We start from the raw sequence: 19,431 nt of genomic DNA, 5'->3' as shown, positions 1-19,431 counted from the left end.
GTGAACGGTTCACCGCTGCATGCCCTCAACCTGCCCACTCCCGGGGGGAGAGGGAAAAGAAACACGGCCCTGGCGCACCACGATTCGCGCGGGCCTGCGCCCGAACCAGTAGGCGAGTTCAGCCGCCTCCCTCACATCCCACAGCACGAAGTCGGCAGAGCGGCCCACGCCGAGCACGCCGTGCGTGTCCGACAAGCCCAGCGCCCGCGCCGCATTCACCGTGACCCCGGCCAGCGCCTCGGGCACCGTCAGGCGAAACAGCGTGCACGCCATGTTCACCATCAGCAGCAGGCTCAGCGCCGGCGAGGTCCCGGGGTTGTGGTCGGTCGACACGGCCATCGGGACGCCGCCCGCACGAAGCGCCTCGATGGGCGGCAGGTGCGTGTCGCGCAGCGTGTAGTAAGCGCCCGGGAGCAGCACGGCGACAGTGCCGGCCTCGCGCATCGCAGCGATGCCCTCGGGGGAGAGGTGCTCGATGTGGTCGCACGAGAGCGCGCCGTAGCGCGCAGCCAGCGCCGCGCCGCCCATGTCGGAGAGCTGCTCGGCATGCAGCTTGACCGGCAGGCTCAGCGCGCGGGCAGCCTTGAACACGCGCTCGGTCTCTTCCAGCGAGAAGGCGATGCGCTCGCAGAAGACATCGACCGCGTCGACCAGCCCTTCGGCCGCGAGCGTTGGCATCATCTCGCTGCACACGGCGTCGATGTAGTCGCTGCTGCGGCCCGCGTATTCGGGCGGCAGCGCATGGGCGCCGAGGAAGGTGGTGCGCACGGTCACGCCGTAGGCTTGGCCGAGCCGGCGCGCCACGCGCAGCTGCTTGCGCTCGTGTTCGAGCGAGAGACCGTAGCCGGACTTGATCTCGATGGCGCACACACCGTCGGCCAGCAGTTGCTCCAGGCGCGGCGCAGCCTGCGCGAAGAGCTGGTCTTCGTCAGCTTCGCGCGTGGCGCGCACCGAGGAGACGATGCCGCCACCGGCTTTTGCGATCTCCTCGTAGCTTGCGCCGGCAAGGCGCATCGCGAACTCGTTGGCGCGCTGGCCGCCGTAGACCAGGTGCGTGTGGCAGTCGACCAGGCCAGGCGTGACCAGTGCGCCGCCTCCCTGGTGGCGCGGGGCATCGGTGAAGCGCGCAGGCACGGCGCGACTGGCGCCGACCCAGGCGATGCGGCCCTGCTCCACGGCAATGGCGGCTCGTGCGCCTTCAGGCAGCGCGACATCGGGCGCGGCGCCGGGCGCGAGCTGCAGATCGGTCCACAGGCCGTCGGCGGAAGGATGTTGGTCCAGGGTATTCATCGTTCGTCTCTCAAGGCCGCGGGCCGGCGGGCAGGATGCGCACGACGGCCAGGCGTGCATCCGGCCCCGTCGGCCTGGCCAGCCACGCGCGCGGCGCATCGGTCCAGCACCGGCCCTCATCTTCGCGGCAGACTTCCCCCTGGTCATCCAGGCGCCAGTCTCCGCGCAATGACAGCAGAACGCCATGGGGAGCCGCGTCGATCGCGGCGGCATCTTCGAGCACCTGCAGCTCGGCCTGCCATTGCCCGCACCGCGCCATCACGTTGAAGTCGCTCGAAGGCGCGCCCAGCGGCACGCAGTCGATCTGCGCACCGCCCGCGAATGCAAAGGGCCGATGCGGCACGTCGAGCCGATGATCGATGCGGCCATCGCGGGAACGCAGCACAACGCCGGGGCCGTCCAACAGCATGATGCTGCGGTCCACGCCCGCGAAGACCGAGAAAGGTCCCACCGCCGCGATGGTCGCGATGCTCACGCGCCAGCCGAAGTCGGACAGCCCGGCGCCCGCCGGCCAGCAAGCGATCTCCTGCGTGGTGCCACCGCCGTTCTTCCACGGCGTTGCGGCCAGGCTGCGGCGCGAGAAATGCGTGAGGGCCATCACGTCACTCAGGCTTGATGTTCTGTTTCTTGATCACTTCGGACCAGCGCGCGGTTTCCGTGCGGATGGTGGCCGCGAGATCCTGCGGCTTGCCGCTGCCGGGCTCCAGGCCCTGGGCGGCGAACTTCTCCTTGATCGCGGGCCTGGCCAGCGAGCGGGTGCTCTCGGCATTGAGGCGGTCGATAACCGCGGCAGGCGTGCCGGCGGGCGCCATCAGTGCGTACCACGACACGGCCTCGAAGTTCGGCAGGCCCTGCTCCGCGATGGTGGGCAAGTCGGGCATGGCGGCGGAGCGCTTGAGGCTGGCGACGCCAAGTGCACGCAACTTGCCGGACTTGACGTGCGGCAGCACGGCCGACACCGAACCGAACATCATCGTCACCTGGCCGCCGACCAGGTCGTTGATGGCCGGGCCGACGCCTTTGTAGGGCACGTGGATCAGCTTCACGTCCGCCTCCAGCGCCATCAGTTCGCCGGCCAGGTGGGCCTGGCTACCGGCGCCGGGCGAGGCGAAGCTCAGGGTGCCCGGCTTCTGCTTCGCCAGTGCGAGCAGTTCCTTGAGCGATCGAGCCGGCACCTCGGCGTTGACAGCGAGCACGTTCTCCACCGTGGCCAGCATGGCGACCGGCGCGAGCTCGCTGGCCTTGTAGGGCAGCGAGGGAAAAAGGCTGGGATTGACCGCGACATTGCCCACCGGGACGATGCCCAGCGTGTAGCCATCGGGTGCGGCCTTGGCGATCTGCTCGACGCCGATGTTGCCGGCCGCGCCCACCTTGTTCTCGACGATGAAAGGCTGGCCAAGCGCGTCGGAAAGCTCCTGCCCCATGACGCGCGCCAGCACATCGGCCGGGCCGCCAGGCGCGAAGGGCACGATGAGGCGCACCGGTTTGGCGGGCCACGTCTGCGCATGGACAACGGAGGCGAACAGAAGAGGCAACAGAAGGGCAAGACGACGCTGGATCATCAGAGGTCCTCGAAGGTGGGAAGGTTGGAATCGGCGATCCGCGCGAGGACGTCGTAGTCCGCGGGATCGGGCACGGCAAAGCCGGCAAGCAACAAGCGGTCCGACACGGCGCGAAGGTCGGGCGTCTTCGTGCTGGCCTGCAGGGCATCGCGCAGCCGCGCGAGTTCGTCAGGCTGCAGTCCGGCGGTGGCGACCAGCGGCGGGATGGGCCGCGCCTCGGTGCTCGCGATGATGCGCACCTGCTGCGCGAATGCGGGCTCGTTGTGCCGCAGCAGGTCGTGGTAGTAGCTGTCGAGCGGCCCGACGTCGATGGCGCCGCCGGCCAGCGCCTCGATCACGCCGCGCGCGTGGATCAGGTTGCCGACGGCCTTGCGGTAGAGACGCGCTCCTCGCGCCCCGCGATAGGGCGCGAGGTGGTGCGCGAGGGCGACGCCGCCCGACATCGAGTCGGCCAGCGTGTAGCCCACTACGCCGCCGAAGGTGTCTTCAAGGCGCTGGTATGGCGCATCGGCGCGAACGACGATGTCGGTGAAGTACACCGGCCGGCTGCCATAGCGCGCTGGCGAAGGCACCGGCGCGGCGACCAAGGTGGGCCGCGGCGCGCGCTGCGAGAAGGGCAGCCCGCACATCATTGCCAAGCCCAGGTCGTCGCGCGCCCACAGTGCGGAGAGCGGCGCAGGCGCGTCGTAGTCGATCACCTCCCAGCCGAGCTCCGCGCGTGCGAGCACCCAGGTGAAGAGCGCCTTCCAGTCGGCCCGCGCCGAGGCGGTGGCCGAGTACATGCGCGCGTTGGCGACCCGGGCCATGACGTCAACGGAAGCGAAGCTGCTGGCCGAGCCCCATGCGCTTGGCCTTCTCGAGCATGGCCGCACCGAGCGCGATGTCCGACAGCGAGAGGCCGCGGTGCCAGAAGAGGTTGGTCTCGTCCTCGCTCTCGCGCCCGGGCTTGAGCCCCGCGACGATCTGGCCCAGCTCGGCGTGCAGCGTCTGCTCGGAGAGCTTGCCGCTGTCGACATGCGCGCGCAGCGCACCCAGCGGGCCGGCCTTGGCCTGGCCCCAGTCGTCCATCACCATCTTGTCCATGATGTCGGTGAGCGAGAGCTCGACCGCGCTCATGGTGCCGTAGGGAATGACGCAAGCGCCCTTCTTGATCCACTCGGTCTTGAGCATGGGCGTGGGCTTTTCCAGACGCGACGCCTCGACCACGATGTCGGCGCCGCGCACGCAGGACTCCCAGTCCTCGGTGATGGTGATCTTCGTGCCAAGGTCGCGCTCCAGCCGCGCGGCGAACTTTTCTCGGCTCTCGGGCCGGCGCGAGTGCACGCGGATCTCGTCGAAGTGAAAGATCGAATGCAGCAGGCGCACGTTCCAGTACGAAGTGCCGCGCGCACCGATGTGGCCGAGGATCTTCGAATTCTTGCGCGCGAGGTGCTTGGCGCCGATGGCGGTGATCGCGCCGGTGCGCATGTCGGTGATGTCGGAGGCGTCAATGATGGCCACCGGCACGCCGGTCTTCGGATCGAAGAGGTTGAGCAACGCAAGTTCCGAAGGCAAGCCTTGCTCGTAGTTGCGGTAGAAGTCGCCCACCACCTTCACGCCCGCCACGCCGAGCGGCCGCACGTAGCCGCGCAGCACATTGAAGTGGCCGGGGTAGTCCTTCTCGGGCACGAGGTGCATGCGCGGCTCGATGGTCGTCTCGCCGCGCCCTTGCGCGAGCAGGCCGGCCTCGACGGCGGCGACGATCTCGGCGTCGGTCATGGCGAGCGCCTGGACGTCGAGGTGGTTCAGGTAGTGCAGGTAGATCTCTGACATGGGGTTTGGCTCACTTGATCATGGGGAGTTGAAGGGCATTCTTCTTTGCCGTCGCGACGGCCTGTTCGTAGCCCGCGTCGGCGTGGCGCATGACGCCGGTCGCAGGGTCGTTCCACAGCACGCGCCCGATGCGCTTCGCCGCGGCGTCGGTGCCGTCGCACACGATCACCACGCCCGAATGCTGCGAGTAGCCCATGCCGACGCCGCCGCCGTGATGCAGGCTGACCCAGGTCGCGCCGCCCGCGGTGTTGAGCAGCGCGTTGAGCAGGGGCCAGTCGGACACGGCATCGGTGCCGTCCTTCATGGCCTCGGTCTCGCGGTTGGGGCTGGCGACGGAGCCGGTGTCGAGATGGTCGCGGCCGATGACGATCGGGCCCTTGAGCTCGCCGGACTTCACCATTTCGTTGAAGGCCAGACCGGCCTTGTGGCGCTCGCCCAGGCCGAGCCAGCAGATGCGCGCGGGCAGGCCCTGGAACGAGATGCGCTCACGCGCCATGTCCAGCCAGCGGTGGGTGTGCTTGTTGTCGGGGAAGAGCTCCTTGATCTTGGCGTCGGTCTTGTAGATGTCCTCCGGGTCGCCCGAGAGCGCGACCCAGCGGAAAGGGCCCTTGCCTTCGCAGAAGAGCGGGCGGATGTAGGCGGGCACGAAACCGGGGAAGTCGAAGGCGTTCTTTACGCCCTCGTCGAAGGCGACCTGGCGAATGTTGTTGCCGTAGTCGACGGTGGGTATGCCCATGGCCTGGAAGTCGAGCATCGCCTGCACGTGCACGGCGCAGGACTTCGCGGCCTCGGCTTTCAGGCGCGCGTGCTGCGACGGGTCTTTCTGCGCGTCGATCCATTGCTCGACACTCCAGCCGGCGGGCAGGTAGCCGTTGATCAGGTCGTGCGCGGAGGTCTGGTCGGTGACGAGGTCGGGCTTCAGCCCGCCGTCCTTGGCGCGCTTCACCAGTTCCGGCAGGATCTCGGCCGCATTGCCGAGCAGCGCGATCGACACGGCCTCCCTGGCCGCCGTGTGCTGCCGGATGAGCGCGATGGCATCGTCGATGTCCTTGGCCTGCTTGTCGACGTACCGCGTGCGCAGGCGGAAGTCGATGCTCGACTGCTTGCACTCGATGTTGAGCGAAACGGCGCCGGCCAGCGTGGCGGCCAGTGGCTGCGCGCCGCCCATGCCGCCGAGGCCGGCCGTGAGGAACCACCTGCCTGCAAGGTCGTTGTCGTAATGCTGGCGCCCTGCCTCGACGAAGGTCTCGAAGGTGCCCTGCACGATGCCCTGGCTGCCGATGTAGATCCAGCTGCCGGCGGTCATCTGGCCGTACATGAAGAGGCCCTTGCGGTCCAGCTCGTTGAAGTGCTCCCAGGTCGCCCATTTGGGCACCAGGTTGGAGTTGGCGAGCAGCACCCGCGGGGCGTCGGGATGGGTCTTGAAAACGCCGACGGGCTTGCCTGACTGGATCAGCAGGGTCTCGTCGTCTTCGAGCGTCTTGAGCGAGGCGAGGATCTGGTCGAAGCATTCCCAGTTGCGCGCGGCGCGGCCGATGCCGCCGTAGACGACCAGGTCCTGCGGGCGCTCGGCCACCTCGGGGTCGAGGTTGTTCTGCAGCATGCGGTAGGGCGCCTCGGTGAGCCAGCTCTTGCAGTTGAGCAGGCTGCCGCGCGGCGCGCGGATCACGCGCGTCGGGTCATGGCGGGGGTCTGTGGCGGTCTTGGCAACGAACTTGTCCGGAGCGTTCATGGCGGCTTGTCCTTTCAATTGGAGGGGGCGAGTTCAGGGGCGGCTGGGGAGGATGTCCAGCAGGGCGGCGGGCCAGTCGCTGCGGCGCGCCCACTGGCGCATGGCCTCGATGTCGGGGGCCATGAAATGGTCCTGGTCGATGAAGGCGACGCGCTGGCGGATGGCGGCGAATTCGGCTTCGAGCAAGGCGGAGCTTTTCAGCCCGCCGCCGGGCCGCCCCAAGGCGGGCTGCGCCCCGTCGGGGGGAAGCGAGGACACGTCAGTGCCGAGCGTAGGGGCCTTGCTTCCACGCTTGAGTTCGATGCCTTGCGCGGCGGCCATCGCTTCGATGCCCACGACCACCGCGGTGTTCTCCACCATCTCGGCGAGCCGCCGCGCGGCAAAGGTGGCCATCGACACATGGTCTTCCTGATTGGCCGAAGTGGGCAGGCTGTCCACGCTGGCCGGATGGGCAAGCGACTTGTTCTCGGAGGCGAGCGACGCCGCCGTGACCTGCGCGATCATGAAGCCGGAGTTGACGCCGCCGTCGCGCACCAGGAAGGGCGGCAATCCGGACAGGCCGCTGTCGAGCAGCAGGGCCATGCGGCGCTCGCTGATGGCGCCGATCTCGGCGACGGCCAGCGCGATGATGTCGGCCGCGAAGGCGACTGGCTCGGCGTGGAAGTTGCCGCCGGAAATGACATCGCCGTTGTCGAAGACCAGCGGGTTGTCGGAGGCGGCGTTGGCTTCGATGCGAAGCACGCGCGCCGCGTGCGCGAGGTTGTCGAGGCAGGCGCCCATGACCTGGGGCACGCAGCGCACGGAATACGGGTCCTGCACGCGCCCGCAGTCGGCATGCGAGGGGATGATCTCGCTGCCTTCGAGCAGCGTGCGCACGGCGGCGGCGACCGCGATCTGCCCCGGCTGGCCGCGCGCGGCGTGGATACGGGCATCGAAAGGCTTGATCGATCCCTGGATCGCCTCGAGCGAGAGCGCGCCGGCCATCAGGCCGGCGGCGAACACGTCCTCGGCGCCGAACAGGCCGGCCAAGGCCAGCGCGGTCGAAACCTGCGTGCCGTTGAGCAAGGCCAGGCCTTCCTTGGGGCCGAGCACGAAGGGGTCGAGGCCGATGCGCGCGAGCGCCTCGGCGCCGCTGATCACCGCGCCCTCGGGGGTCGTGACCTCGCCCTTGCCGATCAGCACGCACGCCAGGTGGGCGAGCGGCGCGAGGTCGCCCGAGGCGCCGACCGAGCCCTTGGACGGGATGCGCGGGAGCAGGCCGGCGTTGTGAAGCGCGATCAGCGCATCGACGATCTCCGGCGCGATGCCGGAGTGGCCGCGCGCCAGGCTCACGGCCTTGGTGACGAGCACCAGGCGTACCACGCCCGCGGGCAGCGGCGCGCCGGTGCCGGCGCTGTGCGAGAGCACCAGGTTGCGCTGCAGCTCAGCCAGGCGCTCGTGCGGGATGATGGTCTGCGCGAGCTTGCCGAAACCGGTGTTGATGCCATAGACGACTTCGCCGGCCTCGACGATCTTGCGCACGGTCGCCTGCGCAGCCAGCAGGCCCGCGCGCGCCGCGGGGTCGAGCGCGAGCTGCACGCCGCCGGCGTGCACGCACCGCAGGGCGGCGAGCTCGACCCCGCCGGGCGTGAGCAGCAGCGGTGCGGTGGAGAGAGAGGCGTTGTCCATGCGTCGGTCCTGTCTATACAAGTAGGTGCGTGCGAACGGCGGTCTGGTTCAGCAGCTTGTTCAGCCGAAGCTCGGGTTGCCGTCCGCGCGGAAGCGACTGCCCAGCCGATAGCGCGAGGCCGGGTGAAGGCAGCGCACCATGGTCACGGGCGTGCTGCGCGACCAGGTGCGCCGCGTCAGCAGCAGGCAGGGGTCGCTGGACGGCATGTCGAGCCGCTCGGCCTGCTCGGGCGTGGGCAGCACGGCATCGACCACATGCTCGATCTGGTCGAAGGGCACGTTGCGCACCAGGTACTCGCTGGGCGAGGTCGCAGAAAAATCCTGCTCGAGAAAGGCGGGCACCATGCGCGGGTTGACGTGGCGGTCTTCGAGCTGCACGGGGAGGTTGTTCTCCAGGTGCAGGCACACGGTGTGGAACACCGATTCGCCAGGCCGCAGGTCGAGCCACACGGCCACGTCGGGCGAGGCCGCGATGCGTTCGGCCACCAGGAACTTGCAGCGGTAGTCATGGCCGCGCGCGCGGATCTCGCTCGCAATGTTGGCGATCTGCAGCAGCGTGGACTGCGGCTTGTCCTCGGCCACGAAGCTGCCGACCCCGGCCACGCGCACGATGCGCCCCTGCTCCATCAGCTCGCGCAGCGCGCGGTTGACCGTCATGCGCGCCACGCCGAACTTCGCCACCAATTCGCTTTCCGAAGGCAGGCGGTGGCCGGCGGGCCAGGAGCCGTCCTGGATCTTGTGCGTGATGAAGGACTTGACCTGCTCGTAGAGCGCAAGCGCAGGCTGCACCGCCGCCGCGTGTCTTGGCGTGCTCGTGTTGCTGCGGTGCTTGGCGCTGATGGTCATGTCTTCGTTCTTCAGTGTTCGGCCGCGGCCATCGACTCCGCCCGGATCTCCTCGGTCAGGCGGGCCTTGATGGCCATGAACTCCGGCGAGGTCTTGAGGGTGTAGTGGCGTGGATGCGGAAAGTCGACCGCGATCTCGCACTTGATACGGCCAGGCCGCGCGCTGAACACGGCGACGCGGTTGGCCATGAAGATGGCCTCGTCGATGTCGTGGGTGACGAAAAGCACCGTCTTCTGCGCTGATTCCCAGATGCCGAGCAGCAGTTCCTGCATCAGCACGCGGGTCTGGTTGTCGAGCGCGCCGAAGGGCTCGTCGAGGAGCAGGATCTTGGGGTCGTTGGCGAGCGCGCGCGCGATCGCGGTGCGCTGCTGCATGCCGCCCGAGAGCTGCTTGGGGTAGTGGCCCTCGAAGCCGCGCAGGCCGACCTTGGCGATGAAGTAGTCGCTGCGCTCCTTCTGCTCGGCCTCGCCCATGCCGCGCTCGCGCAGGCCGAAGCGGATGTTCTGCGCGATCGTGAGCCAGGGGAAGAGCGTGTAGCTCTGGAACACCATGCCGCGATCGGCGCCGGGTCCTTCGATCGGCTGGCCGTCGAGCAGCACGCGGCCTTCGCTCGGGCCGTCGAGGCCGGCCACGATGCGAAGCAGCGTGGACTTGCCGCAGCCCGACGGACCGAGGATGGTCACGAAGTCGTTCTCGCGCACCTCGAAGTCGATGGGCAGCAAGGCCTGCGTGCGCTGGCCGCGGTTGCCGGTGAAGGTGCGGGACACGCCGCGGATCGAAAGCTGGCTTTGCATCACAGCGTGCTCCAGGCGAAAAGGCGCCGGTTGACGAACTTGAAGACGAAGTCCGAGACCAGCCCGATCACGCCGATGACGATGATGCCGAAGATGATCTGGCCGGTGTTCAGCAGCGCCTGGCTGTCGGTGATCATGTGGCCGATGCCGGAGGAGGAGCCAATCAGCTCGGCCACGATGACGTAGGTCCAGGCCCAGCCCAGCACCAGTCGCAGCGTTTCGGCAATGCCCGGCGCGGCGCCGGGGATGAGCACGCGCGCGACGATGCCGCGGCTGTTGGCGCCCAGCGTGTAGGCGGCCTCCACCAGGTCGCGCCGCGCACCGCCCACGGTGACGGCGACCATCAGCGTGATCTGGAACACCGAGCCGATGAAGATCACCAGCAGCTTCTGCGCCTCGCCGATACCGGCCCACAAAATGAGCAGCGGGATGAAGGCCGAGGCCGGCAGGTAGCGGCAGAAAGAGACGAAGGGCTCGAAGAAGGCCTCGATGGGCTTGTAGGCGCCCATGGCGATGCCCAGCGGCACTGCGACGATGGCTGCGAGCACGAAGCCACCGACCACGCGCCAGACGGTCATGCCGATGTCGTGGAGGAAGTTGAATTCGGTAAAGAGGCCATAGCCCTCCTTCACCATCGTGACCGGGCTGGCGAGGAAGGTGGGGGGCACGAAGCCGCCCAGCGTGAATGCAGCCCAGACGGCGAAGAACAGCACGAAGAAGCCCAGGCCCAGCATCCAGCGCGCGCGCGGGCCGACCGGTTCGAGCGGCGCCATGCCGCGGCGCCGGCCGGGCGCGGCTGTGGCCGGCATGGCGGCGGGTGCTGCAGGCGCAGCAGTGGGGACGGCGGTGGTCGCTTGCATGGCGGTGCCCGGGCAGCTTCGTGCGAGGTGCTCTTACTTGATGAAGCTCGCGTCGAAGGTCGCCGAGAGGTCCTCGGGCGCCTTGCGGATCACGCCGGCCTCCAGCAGGATCGGCACCGAGTCCTTCATGAACTGGGTGAGCTCGCCGGCGAAGAACTTCTGGTTGGCCGCCTTGTCCTGCCAGCGCAGGTACGCGGACGACTTGGCGAACTGCTCGCCGCTCTGCTTGACGGCCGAGCCCATCAGCTCGTTGGCCTTGGCCGGTTCGTTCTTGATCATCTCCAGCGCCTCGAAGTAGGAGTTGGTCAGGGCCTGCGCGGCCTTGGCGTTTGCCTTGAGCCAGGTGGGCGCACAGCCGACGGTGTCCATCACCATCGGGTAGTCCAGCGTGGTGGCAAGGATCTTGCCGGCCTGCGGGTTGGCGCGCACGGTCGACAGGTAGGGCTCGTAGGTCATCGCGGCGTCGTTCTGGCCGGCGACGAAGGCCTGGGCGGCAGGCTGGGGCTCGAGCGAGACGGTCTTCACGTCCTTCAGCGTCATGCCGTTCTTGCTCAGCATCCAGGCCAGGCCGAAATAGGGCGCGGTGCCGGGTGCGCTCACGCCGATGGTCTTGCCCTTGAGGTCGGCGAAGGACTTGACGTCGTTGCGCACCGCGATGCCATCGGCGCCGTAGGACTTGTCCATCTGGAAAATCTGCACGATGGGCACGCCGTTGGCGTTCCAGGCCACGTGCGTCTCGACGGTGGTGGCCGCGCACTGGATCGCGCCGGAGGCCAGGGCCAGGTGCCGGTCCTTCTGCGGGATCATCTTGAGTTCGACGTCGAGTCCGTTCTTCTTGAAGATGCCGGCCTTGTCGGCCAGCGAGAGCGGCGCGAAGCCGGTCCATCCGGACATGCCGAGGGTGATCTTGCTGTCCTGGGCGTGGGCGCCTGCCGCCATGGCTGCGGCGCAAAGGCCTGCCGCGAGCAGCGAGGCGGTTCTTGCGAGAGTCTTGACCATCGGGGGTGCTCCTTGTGGGTTCGAGAAAGCCCGGCTCGCCAGGCGACGCAGCAGCGCTGGCGTGGCGGCAAGTGTCGACGGACTTGAATGCCCCTGTATATACAGGCAAACCCGAGCCCGTTGCCGGTTATGGCAACCGGCGACGGGTTCGAAGTTCCGATACGGAGGACGGTGATGGCCGGCGAGCACCAGGCTCACTGGAGTACCTTCGCCTTCGGCTGCGGTGCTATGAGCCTTCGGAGCGGCCGTGCGGCTCATCCGGCTCTCAGCGACTCAGGGGCGTATCTGAGTCTGGTTGATCAGGTCGCTTGCCTTGATGTTTTCCTGGAGCACGCGCAGCTGTGTGTCTATTTCTTCCGCTCGGCGCGCCTTCTCCCGCTGTTCGGTCGTCCTCGAAGGCGGCAACGCTTCCACCTTCTGCAGTTCGTCGTCCAGCCATTTCAATTCGTCAACCCGGCGCTGCGCGCTTATCCGTGCGCCGGGCACGGGAGGCTCTTCCGGCCGCACTAATACGTTGCTCGACGAATCCCGGGAATCTTCCCCATCTTGAGGCAGCTCTGGCGCCTGGGGATAATTCCGCCACGCCGGTACGTCGCTCAATAAGTCCGAGGGCTCTTCGAATGCAACTTCAACCTTTGCCTCGGACAATTCGCTTTTCACGGATGGCGTTGCAGATTTCGACGACACCTCCTCCGATTGCATCGAAGGATCAGGCACCGTTGCCCTCAGCAGTTTCGTGAGCTGGGAGTCGGGCAGGTGCTGCGTATCCTTGAGGAATTTTCCGATGACAGCATCGAAAGCTTCCATGTACGTTTCATCGGGAAAGCTTTTTTTCAGCTCTTCTCGGATGGATCTTCGAATCTCTTGCTGAACAATCGCCGGGAATTCTGCCTGGATTTTTTCCTGAATTTCTTCTGGAACTTCTTCCCAGGTTTTCGGCAGAATTCTCTGCTGAAATGCTATTTCGTTCGTGATTTTTGCCACGACCGCCGGCTTCATCCTGTCTTGCATCTCTTTCGGAATTTTTTTCCAGCTCTCCTCCGAAATCCTGTCTCCAATCTGCTTTGGTAATTTTTTCCAGATATCCTTTGGAATACCCTCCTGAATCTCTGCCGCCAATTCAAGAAAGTCCGGTTCGAACCGATTGACGATCCGCCTCTTGAAATCGCCGATGAAAACGGACGGATGGGGCAAGGGCTGCGTGTCGCCTTCCATTTTCAGCGGCATGTCCAGTTTGATCGCCAGCTGCGACTGGATGTAGTCCAGTTGCGCCTTTCCGTCCTTGAACGAAGCTTTTTGGCAAATGGCGAACAGGTCCAGTGCGTCAATGTGGAGCGCATTCAGAAGCCGGACGCAAGAAGTGTTGCCAGCGCTGTTCTTGACCATATCCTGGACCTGAAGCGCCAATAAATGAAGTCCCACGTAAGGGTTTTCGCTGGCACGAAATTCCATCTCCCGCTTCCCGGCGAAGCCTTCCTCTTCCGGCAGATACTCGCCTTCTTGAAAGCTCACCTTGACGGAGAATTCGCTCTCCCTGGCGAGTTCCTCCAGTGCCTTGCGGCCTTTCGTCAATGCCACCGCAGCCACGGCGCGCTGTTGCCACTTCAACTTGCGCGCATCACTCGCCCGTTCGCGACCGCGCTTGAAGATCGCGCCTCCCCAGCCAAGGGCAGGCAGGGCAACCAACGGGGCTGCCGGACTCAGGGCCGTCGCCGCGATGACGCCGCCGAGGACTACCCCGGCCGCCGCCACGAATGCAGTGCCTCCGCCGATCGTGGCAGCCGCCTTGCCGGCTTGCAGGCGAGCGTAGCCCTTTTCTCGTTTCGCCTGTTCGATCAAGTCATCCTGATGCGCGCTCAGGCCGGCCACGATGCCCTTCAGGAGCTCGAGTTCGGGATCTTCGGGGCCCAAGCTATCCACAACGCCTTTCATCGCGGCCTTGCGCTCCTCGGCCCGATGCTGCTGGTCCAACCGGCGCAGACGTGACTGCGTTGCCTCACGAATCTCGACGGCTGCAGAGATCATGGTCAACGGCGCTGCGATTGCGGCCGTGACAGGATTCGAGCCCGCGACGTGGCTGGCGATCGCGATGCCTGATGTTGTGGCGACCGTCAGCGGCTGCATGACCATCAACCTTGCGAAACGAGCCTTGATCGCCGCGACTGTCCGGGACTCTTGCCGAGTCGGCTTGAACAACTTCTGGGCGGCCGCGGTGAAGCTGAGAAAGGCGTCCACCTCCTCCGAGGTGATGGTGTGCGACTTGTTTGCGTCGATCTTTTTCAGGAATCGCAAATAACCACCGTGATGGGCCAGCACGGCCGCCTTGTTCCTGTCGCGCTCACTGACCGCTTGGAGGACCTCGTTGGCAGACCCCATCGCATCGGCCACTGCCAGCGGCGCTGCGGCATAGGTCAGGGCCTCACTGGCTCCCTCAAAACCAGCCTTGAACGCCAATGGCCCCTCGTTGGCGGCAGTCGTGGCGCCTGTCCTGCCTACGCCTTGGGCCGCCCAGCCGGCATCGACAGGCCCGCCCTTGGCTTGGGTCAGCAAAGGGTCGATGCTTTCGGTTCCGACGTAGCTGGAACCTGTCTTGCGGGGCACGCCTGCCAGATGGCGCACAGTCTGGCTCAACTGATTGAACGCGGCCTGCACTTTTCCTCCGTCTAGCCCTGCCTTCTCCAGGACGCGATCAGTCCACGTTTTGGTTTGGCGTCTGACGAGCACGCGCTCCTGGAAGATTTCGCCGCCGTCCTCGTATTTTGTTTTCACCCACGTGTAGCGGTTGCTTACGGCCTTGTCAGCGCGCAGATCCATGGCCAACTTCGTGTAGTTGAAAAACTCCGACGTGCGTGCGTTTCTCCATCCTTTCAGTCCAGCCGCATCTATTCCGAAGATTGAGCGCCCCCCAGGGAGCTCCGCATTCTGAGTCTGGCTCTCTTCGACGTGATTGAATGCCGGAATATCCGCGAAAGCCGGAGTACCGGCACTTTCAATTGCCTCTTCGGCTCTGTTGAATATTTCTTCGCTGAAGAGTCCTTCTCCAGCGGGCTCGTTGAACCTGATCTGACCGGGCTCCAGATCGTGATGAAGGGTGTCGCGAAAATTATACGAGCTGGGTTTTTTCGCAAAAAGATCGTTTTGGACGATGCGAGCTGCAGGGTTTCTTTTGATTAAAAGCTCGCGAGGAGGGCGTCTGATCCGTCCTGCCTGGGATGACAAGGCATTTCTAAAGGTCTTGCCAATCATGACAATCTCCTTCCGTCAAGCAAATGATTCAGGCAAAGACGAAGATTCACGGCCGACATTGATGCCGGCAAGCGCCTGCTGCACTACGGATTTCCATTCATCGAAGACTGGGAGCAGTTGCTCGTTCAGTACGAACGCAAGACTGATGTCCTCCTCCAGCAAAGTCATCAGGGGCAGGTGATACGCCACGATAGGATGACCCGTCTCAGGATGAAGACTGAAGGTGGGGAGATAGGCGCTGGTGTTGCTCAGATTCGACTGCAGTAGCAGGGGGAGCAGTATCGCCCTGCCTCTTTCGTCTTCAATTTCTCCGAGATCCATGAGTATGCGGATCTCTTCTCTCTCTTCGAGGTATTCGATGCCAACGAGCATGTCCTCCATTTGCAGAACACCCTGGTCCAGCAGCTCGCTCGCGTGCGCAAGACCGATCTCTTCACAGAAATCCTGTACCAGCCCGACATAGTCCTCTCGACTCATGTGCCCGTCTCCTCATCAGATGGGATAAAGAAAGCTCGTCTCTTCGGTAGGTAACAATGGTTTCCCACATTGCTCCCTCCGCTCGCGCTTTTTTTTGTCGCAGTCGGCGAAGAAATTTTCAGTTTTCAATATGACCGATGCGTCCGACGCTTTGCTCGGTCGATTGCGAGATTTCGTGCATGCAAATTGCCGGGGAAACAATCTTGTCCTAAGCACGCCAGCGGTTGCGCCGCTTTTTGTCGCAACCGCTGAGGGACAATCAGTTTTCGGCGTCGATGCGGCGCCGGCCTGCCCTCTCCCGAAATGACTCAAGCCATCGGTGCCAGACCCGTGTCAGCCCTGCCGTCCCCTTTCTCCGGCCGCGATCTATCCCAGATTCTTCGCGACGTCTTCGGCTACGCCGAGTTCCGCGGCCATCAACAGGCCATCATCGAGAACGTCACCGCCGGAGCCGACGCGCTGGTGCTGATGCCCACCGGCGGCGGCAAGTCGCTGTGCTACCAAATCCCCGCGATCGCGCGGCAGCGCGCGGGCCGCGGCGTGACGGTGGTGGTGTCGCCGTTGATCGCGCTGATGCACGACCAGGTGGGCGCCCTGCACGAGGCCGGCGTCAATGCGGCCTTTCTCAATTCGACGCTCGACTGGCAAGAGACGCAGGACGTGGAGCGCCGCATGCTGCGCGGCGAGATCACCTTGCTCTACGCGGCACCCGAACGCGTGACGACGCCGCGCTTTCTTTCGCAGCTCGACGGGTTGCACGAGCGTGGCAAGTTGTCGCTGTTCGCGATCGACGAGGCGCATTGCGTGAGCCAGTGGGGCCACGACTTCCGGCCCGAGTACCGCGCGCTGACGGTGCTGCACGAGCGCTATGCCAGCGTGCCGCGCATCGCGCTGACCGCGACCGCCGACGCGTTGACGCGCGCCGACATCGTGGAGCGGCTGCAGCTCGAGGAGGCGCGTCAGTTCGTCTCCAGCTTCGACCGGCCGAACATCCGCTACACCATCGTCGAGAAGAAGGAGCCCACCACGCAGCTCTTGCGCTTCATCGAGCGCGAGCACGAGGGCGATGCGGGCGTGGTGTATTGCCAGTCGCGCAAACGCGTCGAAGACACGGCCCAGACGTTGCGCGACGCCGGGGTCGACGCCCTGCCCTACCATGCCGGGCTCGACGCCGCGGTGCGACAGAAGCACCAGGATCGCTTCCTGCGGGACGAGGGCGTCGTCATGGTGGCGACCATCGCCTTCGGCATGGGAATCGACAAGCCGGACGTGCGCTTCGTGGCCCACCTGGACATGCCCAAGAACATCGAGGGCTACTACCAGGAGACGGGCCGCGCGGGCCGCGACGGCGCACCGGCCGACGCCTGGATGACCTACGGGCTGCAGGACGTGGTGAACCAGCGCCGCATGATCGACGAGAGCCCTGCTGGCGAGGACTTCAAGCAGGTGATGCGGGGCAAGCTCGATGCGCTGCTTTCGCTGGCCGAGGCCAGCGACTGCCGCCGGGTGCGCTTGCTGCACTACTTCGGCGAGCACAGCACATCCTGCGGGAACTGCGACAACTGCCTGAATCCACCAGAGGTGTGGGACGGCACGGACGCAGCCCGCAAACTGCTGTCGACCATCTACCGCGTGCAGCAGCAGAGCGGCATCAGCTTCGGTGCGGGCCACATCATGGACATCTTGCGCGGCAAGACGACGGAGAAGGTTACGCAATTCGGCCATGCACGGCTCAGCACCTTCGGGATCGGCAGCGAGTTCAGCGAGGCGCAGCTGCGCGGCGTGATCCGCCAGCTGATCGCCACCGGGGCGCTGTCGGTCGATGCGCAGGCCTTCAACACGTTGCAGCTCACAGACGGCTCGCGCGCGGTGCTCAAGGGCGAGACGCCGGTGCTCCTGCGCGAGTCGGTCTCTTCACCTTCCGAGCGCAAGAAGTCGCGGCGCGACAAGCCAGCACGCGGCACGCCTTCGCCCGCTGCGGCCACCCTGGACACGGCCGGCCAGGCACGCTTCGCTGCGCTCAAGGCCTGGCGCTCCGAGGTGGCTCGCGAACACAACCTGCCCGCCTACGTGATCTTCCACGACGCCACGCTCGCCGCCATTGCCGAACGGGCGCCGGCCACCCTCGAGGACCTTCAAGGCCTGAGCGGGATCGGCAGCAAGAAGCTGGAAGCGTACGGGACCGACGTGCTGCGGGTCTGCGCGGCGTTCTGACCCGGGCGCGTCAGGCACAGTCGCGCCGCACTCTTCGGCAGGCGGCTTTACGCATCAAGGGTGCTTCAGCCATTTGTTGCTCCATATCGGCGAGCGTGCAAGATAGGGCCTGCGGCTTGCCTCGGCCTTGCGAAGCACCGTGCTCGCCTTGCCGAGCGGAGCCGCCGGGCATTTGCCGGTTTCGATCAGACCGAAGGCTGCCGCCAGCCGCGCTTCGTTTTCGTCGCCGAGCTGATGCCCGAAGTCATCCGGCACCACGCACGTCGGCGCGATGCCGTCCCCGTAGTCGCCGAAGCCTCGATCGTTGACGCCCTGGAACTGGATGGCGTAGTAGGTCGTGCCGCAGTTGTCTTGCGGCGTGAATCCATAGGGCTTGCCGCAGGTGGTGCCGCCCACCACGTTCACCGTAACCCCGATGCCACGCAGCCCGTTGATGACGGACTCGCTCGCCGAACAGGTGTCAGGGCCCGTCAAAACGGTCACGCTCGACAACTGCAGCTGTGGCAGGGCAAACCCCGGTTGGGCTGAAAAACCGAGCGTCTGGTCGTGGAAGGGCATCTTCAGCTGGTCGGGTGTCAGGTGGAATGGATTCTTGTTGTTGTATTGGAGCTGCTCGAAGGTCTTGCCCGTGCTCGCACCGCTGGGACTCAGCATGAACGCCAACTGGCTCGCGATGTCCAGATAACCACCGCCGTTGTAGCGCATGTCGATCACCATGTCGGTGGTCCCGATCCGCTGGAACAGGCCCAGCGCGTAGGCCAGCCCGTACTCGGCCGTCGCGATGTAGCTGTTGAACACCATGTAGCCGATTCGCCGCTGTCCCCTGTCGTAGTAGACCGCATCCCGCATCGGGACCGGATCGCGCGTGATCGAGGCGGACGTGAGGGTGACGTTGCGTTCGGCGCCTGTGCCGTCACGCAACTTGAAGCTGTGCGTCTCGCCTTCCCGTCGCGGCGCGATGCCGGCATTGAGTGCGTCCACATCCGTCCCGTTCTCGACGTCGGCACCGTCGACTGCGATCAGCCGGTCGCCGCGCATCACCGCCGCCTGTTCCGCTGGCGAGCCCGGCTCGATGAATGCAACGCGCACATCGCGCGGTGGCGCGGTGCTGAGAAACGCCAGGTTCATGCCATAGCCGGCCTCGACGCCGTTCTGTGAAAGGGCCTGGGACGTGGCCGTATCGGCAGTGAAATGGAATCGATCCTTTGCTCGGCCGGAGGCCGTGAGCTTGGGCGTCTTCAGGACATCGAAGTAGGTGACAGGCGTGGCGTAGTCCTTCGCCAGCAGATACGTGGGCACTTCGTCGTACCAGAGATAGGTCTCGTCGATCCACGCGCGCACCCAGTTCTTTTCGAGTGTCGACGTGCCTTGCAGATCCGAAAACGCGGCATGGGTCGAGGGGTCGACGCCGGTTCGAGGGACGGCGCATCGACCGGCCACATCGGACGACTTGGCGATTTCTTCGGGCGGATCAATTGCCGGAGGGGCCTGTGGGACTACCGGCGTCTCGGCCACGGGCGCGTTGGGCGCAGGCGGCGGAGGGTGGGCGGGCACCGGAAGCTCCGCGAGACCCGGGGCCACGGCAGGCTGCAGCGGCGCCGCGGGATCCAGAGGTGTCGCAGGCGGCGGCGGGGCAACGGCGTCCCCGGGTGATGGCGACACAGGCGCCAGGTCGGAATCGGCAGGTTCAGCGGTCGCGGCAGGTGCCGCGGCGAGAGGAAACATACTCGGGCCGCCGCCACCGCCTCCGCCACATGCCGTGAGCGCGACGACGCATGCCAAACCGAGCGCGCAGCGCGCCAGCCCTTTTTCGAGAACTCTCCCCATCGCTTCCTCCGTGAGACATCGCTGTCGATTCGCAGCCGGGGGATGCTAGGAACACTCAGGGCAATAAAGGTCTCGTTACGACATTTCTTCAGAATGTGGAGGAG

General features: G+C 65.8%; 15 protein-coding genes. 1 reads left to right on the top strand and 14 read right to left on the bottom strand.

Translation table 11 applies throughout. The annotated features are described in order from the left end of the window. Positions 1-9 precede the first annotated feature (9 nt). The 13 genes from hutI to E5CHR_RS01270 all read right to left on the bottom strand — a co-directional run bounded on the left by hutI (position 10) and on the right by E5CHR_RS01270 (position 15,286). A complete protein-coding gene (gene hutI / locus E5CHR_RS01330) occupies positions 10-1,290 on the bottom strand; it encodes an imidazolonepropionase (protein ID WP_162578023.1) in 1,281 nt (426 codons plus the stop codon). 10 nt (positions 1,291-1,300) lie between these two features. Continuing rightward, positions 1,301-1,888: a HutD/Ves family protein gene (locus E5CHR_RS01325; protein ID WP_162578022.1), complete on the bottom strand. Its 588-nt coding sequence runs from the start codon at positions 1,886-1,888 to the stop codon at positions 1,301-1,303. 4 nt (positions 1,889-1,892) lie between these two features. Beyond that, positions 1,893-2,852, bottom strand: a complete 960-nt coding sequence (locus E5CHR_RS01320) for a tripartite tricarboxylate transporter substrate binding protein (protein WP_162578021.1) — start codon at positions 2,850-2,852, stop codon at positions 1,893-1,895. Beyond that, positions 2,852-3,658 carry a phosphate/phosphite/phosphonate ABC transporter substrate-binding protein gene (locus E5CHR_RS01315; protein ID WP_162578020.1) on the bottom strand — a complete coding sequence of 269 codons (807 nt, stop codon included), beginning with the start codon at positions 3,656-3,658 and terminating at the stop codon, positions 2,852-2,854. Before E5CHR_RS01315 ends, E5CHR_RS01320 begins: the two co-directional genes overlap by 1 nt. A gap of 4 nt (positions 3,659-3,662) precedes the next feature. Continuing rightward, a complete protein-coding gene (locus E5CHR_RS01310; protein WP_162578019.1) occupies positions 3,663-4,664 on the bottom strand; it encodes an ornithine cyclodeaminase family protein in 1,002 nt (333 codons plus the stop codon). A 10-nt stretch (positions 4,665-4,674) separates the two neighbouring features. Next, positions 4,675-6,396, bottom strand: coding sequence for a urocanate hydratase (gene hutU, locus E5CHR_RS01305; protein ID WP_162578018.1), 1,722 nt, complete (start codon positions 6,394-6,396; stop codon positions 4,675-4,677). A 33-nt stretch (positions 6,397-6,429) separates the two neighbouring features. After that, positions 6,430-8,064, bottom strand: coding sequence for a histidine ammonia-lyase (hutH, locus tag E5CHR_RS01300; RefSeq protein WP_162578017.1), 1,635 nt, complete (start codon positions 8,062-8,064; stop codon positions 6,430-6,432). Between the two features lie 60 nt (positions 8,065-8,124). Further along, entirely contained in the window at positions 8,125-8,910 is a 786-nt protein-coding gene (hutC, locus tag E5CHR_RS01295) for a histidine utilization repressor (protein ID WP_162578015.1), read from the bottom strand. Between the two features lie 11 nt (positions 8,911-8,921). After that, on the bottom strand, positions 8,922-9,704 hold the full coding sequence (locus tag E5CHR_RS01290; RefSeq protein WP_162578014.1) for an ABC transporter ATP-binding protein: 783 nt from the start codon (positions 9,702-9,704) through the stop codon (positions 8,922-8,924). After that, positions 9,704-10,513 carry an ABC transporter permease gene (locus E5CHR_RS01285; protein ID WP_443083108.1) on the bottom strand — a complete coding sequence of 270 codons (810 nt, stop codon included), beginning with the start codon at positions 10,511-10,513 and terminating at the stop codon, positions 9,704-9,706. Before E5CHR_RS01285 ends, E5CHR_RS01290 begins: the two co-directional genes overlap by 1 nt. Positions 10,514-10,597: 84 nt before the next feature. Continuing rightward, the gene (locus E5CHR_RS01280; protein WP_162578012.1) at positions 10,598-11,563 is read right to left on the bottom strand and encodes an ABC transporter substrate-binding protein; all 966 of its coding nucleotides are present in this window, start codon (positions 11,561-11,563) and stop codon (positions 10,598-10,600) included. A gap of 273 nt (positions 11,564-11,836) precedes the next feature. Continuing rightward, positions 11,837-14,809 (bottom strand): hypothetical protein, encoded by a 2,973-nt coding sequence (locus E5CHR_RS01275; RefSeq protein ID WP_162578011.1) that lies wholly within the window; start codon positions 14,807-14,809, stop codon positions 11,837-11,839. Between the two features lie 15 nt (positions 14,810-14,824). Next, a complete protein-coding gene (locus tag E5CHR_RS01270) occupies positions 14,825-15,286 on the bottom strand; it encodes a CesT family type III secretion system chaperone (protein ID WP_162578010.1) in 462 nt (153 codons plus the stop codon). A 303-nt stretch (positions 15,287-15,589) separates the two neighbouring features. Here E5CHR_RS01270 and recQ point away from each other — a divergent pair, with 303 nt between their 5' ends. Then, the gene (recQ, locus tag E5CHR_RS01265; RefSeq protein ID WP_162578009.1) at positions 15,590-17,500 is read left to right on the top strand and encodes a DNA helicase RecQ; all 1,911 of its coding nucleotides are present in this window, start codon (positions 15,590-15,592) and stop codon (positions 17,498-17,500) included. 54 nt (positions 17,501-17,554) lie between these two features. Here recQ and E5CHR_RS01260 read toward each other — a convergent pair whose 3' ends face one another. Then, positions 17,555-19,054 (bottom strand): S41 family peptidase, encoded by a 1,500-nt coding sequence (locus tag E5CHR_RS01260; protein WP_174255678.1) that lies wholly within the window; start codon positions 19,052-19,054, stop codon positions 17,555-17,557. Positions 19,055-19,431 lie beyond the last annotated feature (377 nt).

This window comes from Variovorax sp. PBS-H4, from assembly GCF_901827205.1.
Taxonomy (GTDB): domain Bacteria; phylum Pseudomonadota; class Gammaproteobacteria; order Burkholderiales; family Burkholderiaceae_C; genus Variovorax.
The sequence above is the reverse complement of the archived record's forward strand: the minus strand, read 5'-3'. Positions and strand labels throughout refer to the sequence as shown.

Bases quoted from the DNA above. Each gene is read 5' to 3' on its own strand.
- E5CHR_RS01270 (WP_162578010.1), bottom strand. From the start codon at position 15,286: ATGAGTCGAGAGGACTATGTCGGGCTGGTACAGGATTTCTGTGAAGAG.
- E5CHR_RS01275 (WP_162578011.1), bottom strand. From the start codon at position 14,809: ATGATTGGCAAGACCTTTAGAAATGCCTTGTCATCCCAGGCAGGACGG.
- E5CHR_RS01280 (WP_162578012.1), bottom strand. From the start codon at position 11,563: ATGGTCAAGACTCTCGCAAGAACCGCCTCGCTGCTCGCGGCAGGCCTT.
- E5CHR_RS01290 (WP_162578014.1), bottom strand. From the start codon at position 9,704: ATGCAAAGCCAGCTTTCGATCCGCGGCGTGTCCCGCACCTTCACCGGC.
- hutI (WP_162578023.1), bottom strand. From the start codon at position 1,290: ATGAATACCCTGGACCAACATCCTTCCGCCGACGGCCTGTGGACCGAT.
- hutH (WP_162578017.1), bottom strand. From the start codon at position 8,064: ATGGACAACGCCTCTCTCTCCACCGCACCGCTGCTGCTCACGCCCGGC.
- hutU (WP_162578018.1), bottom strand. From the start codon at position 6,396: ATGAACGCTCCGGACAAGTTCGTTGCCAAGACCGCCACAGACCCCCGC.
- hutC (WP_162578015.1), bottom strand. From the start codon at position 8,910: ATGACCATCAGCGCCAAGCACCGCAGCAACACGAGCACGCCAAGACAC.
- E5CHR_RS01285 (WP_443083108.1), bottom strand. From the start codon at position 10,513: ATGCCGGCCACAGCCGCGCCCGGCCGGCGCCGCGGCATGGCGCCGCTC.
- recQ (WP_162578009.1), top strand. From the start codon at position 15,590: ATGACTCAAGCCATCGGTGCCAGACCCGTGTCAGCCCTGCCGTCCCCT.
- E5CHR_RS01320 (WP_162578021.1), bottom strand. From the start codon at position 2,852: ATGATCCAGCGTCGTCTTGCCCTTCTGTTGCCTCTTCTGTTCGCCTCC.
- E5CHR_RS01325 (WP_162578022.1), bottom strand. From the start codon at position 1,888: ATGGCCCTCACGCATTTCTCGCGCCGCAGCCTGGCCGCAACGCCGTGG.
- E5CHR_RS01315 (WP_162578020.1), bottom strand. From the start codon at position 3,658: ATGGCCCGGGTCGCCAACGCGCGCATGTACTCGGCCACCGCCTCGGCG.
- E5CHR_RS01310 (WP_162578019.1), bottom strand. From the start codon at position 4,664: ATGTCAGAGATCTACCTGCACTACCTGAACCACCTCGACGTCCAGGCG.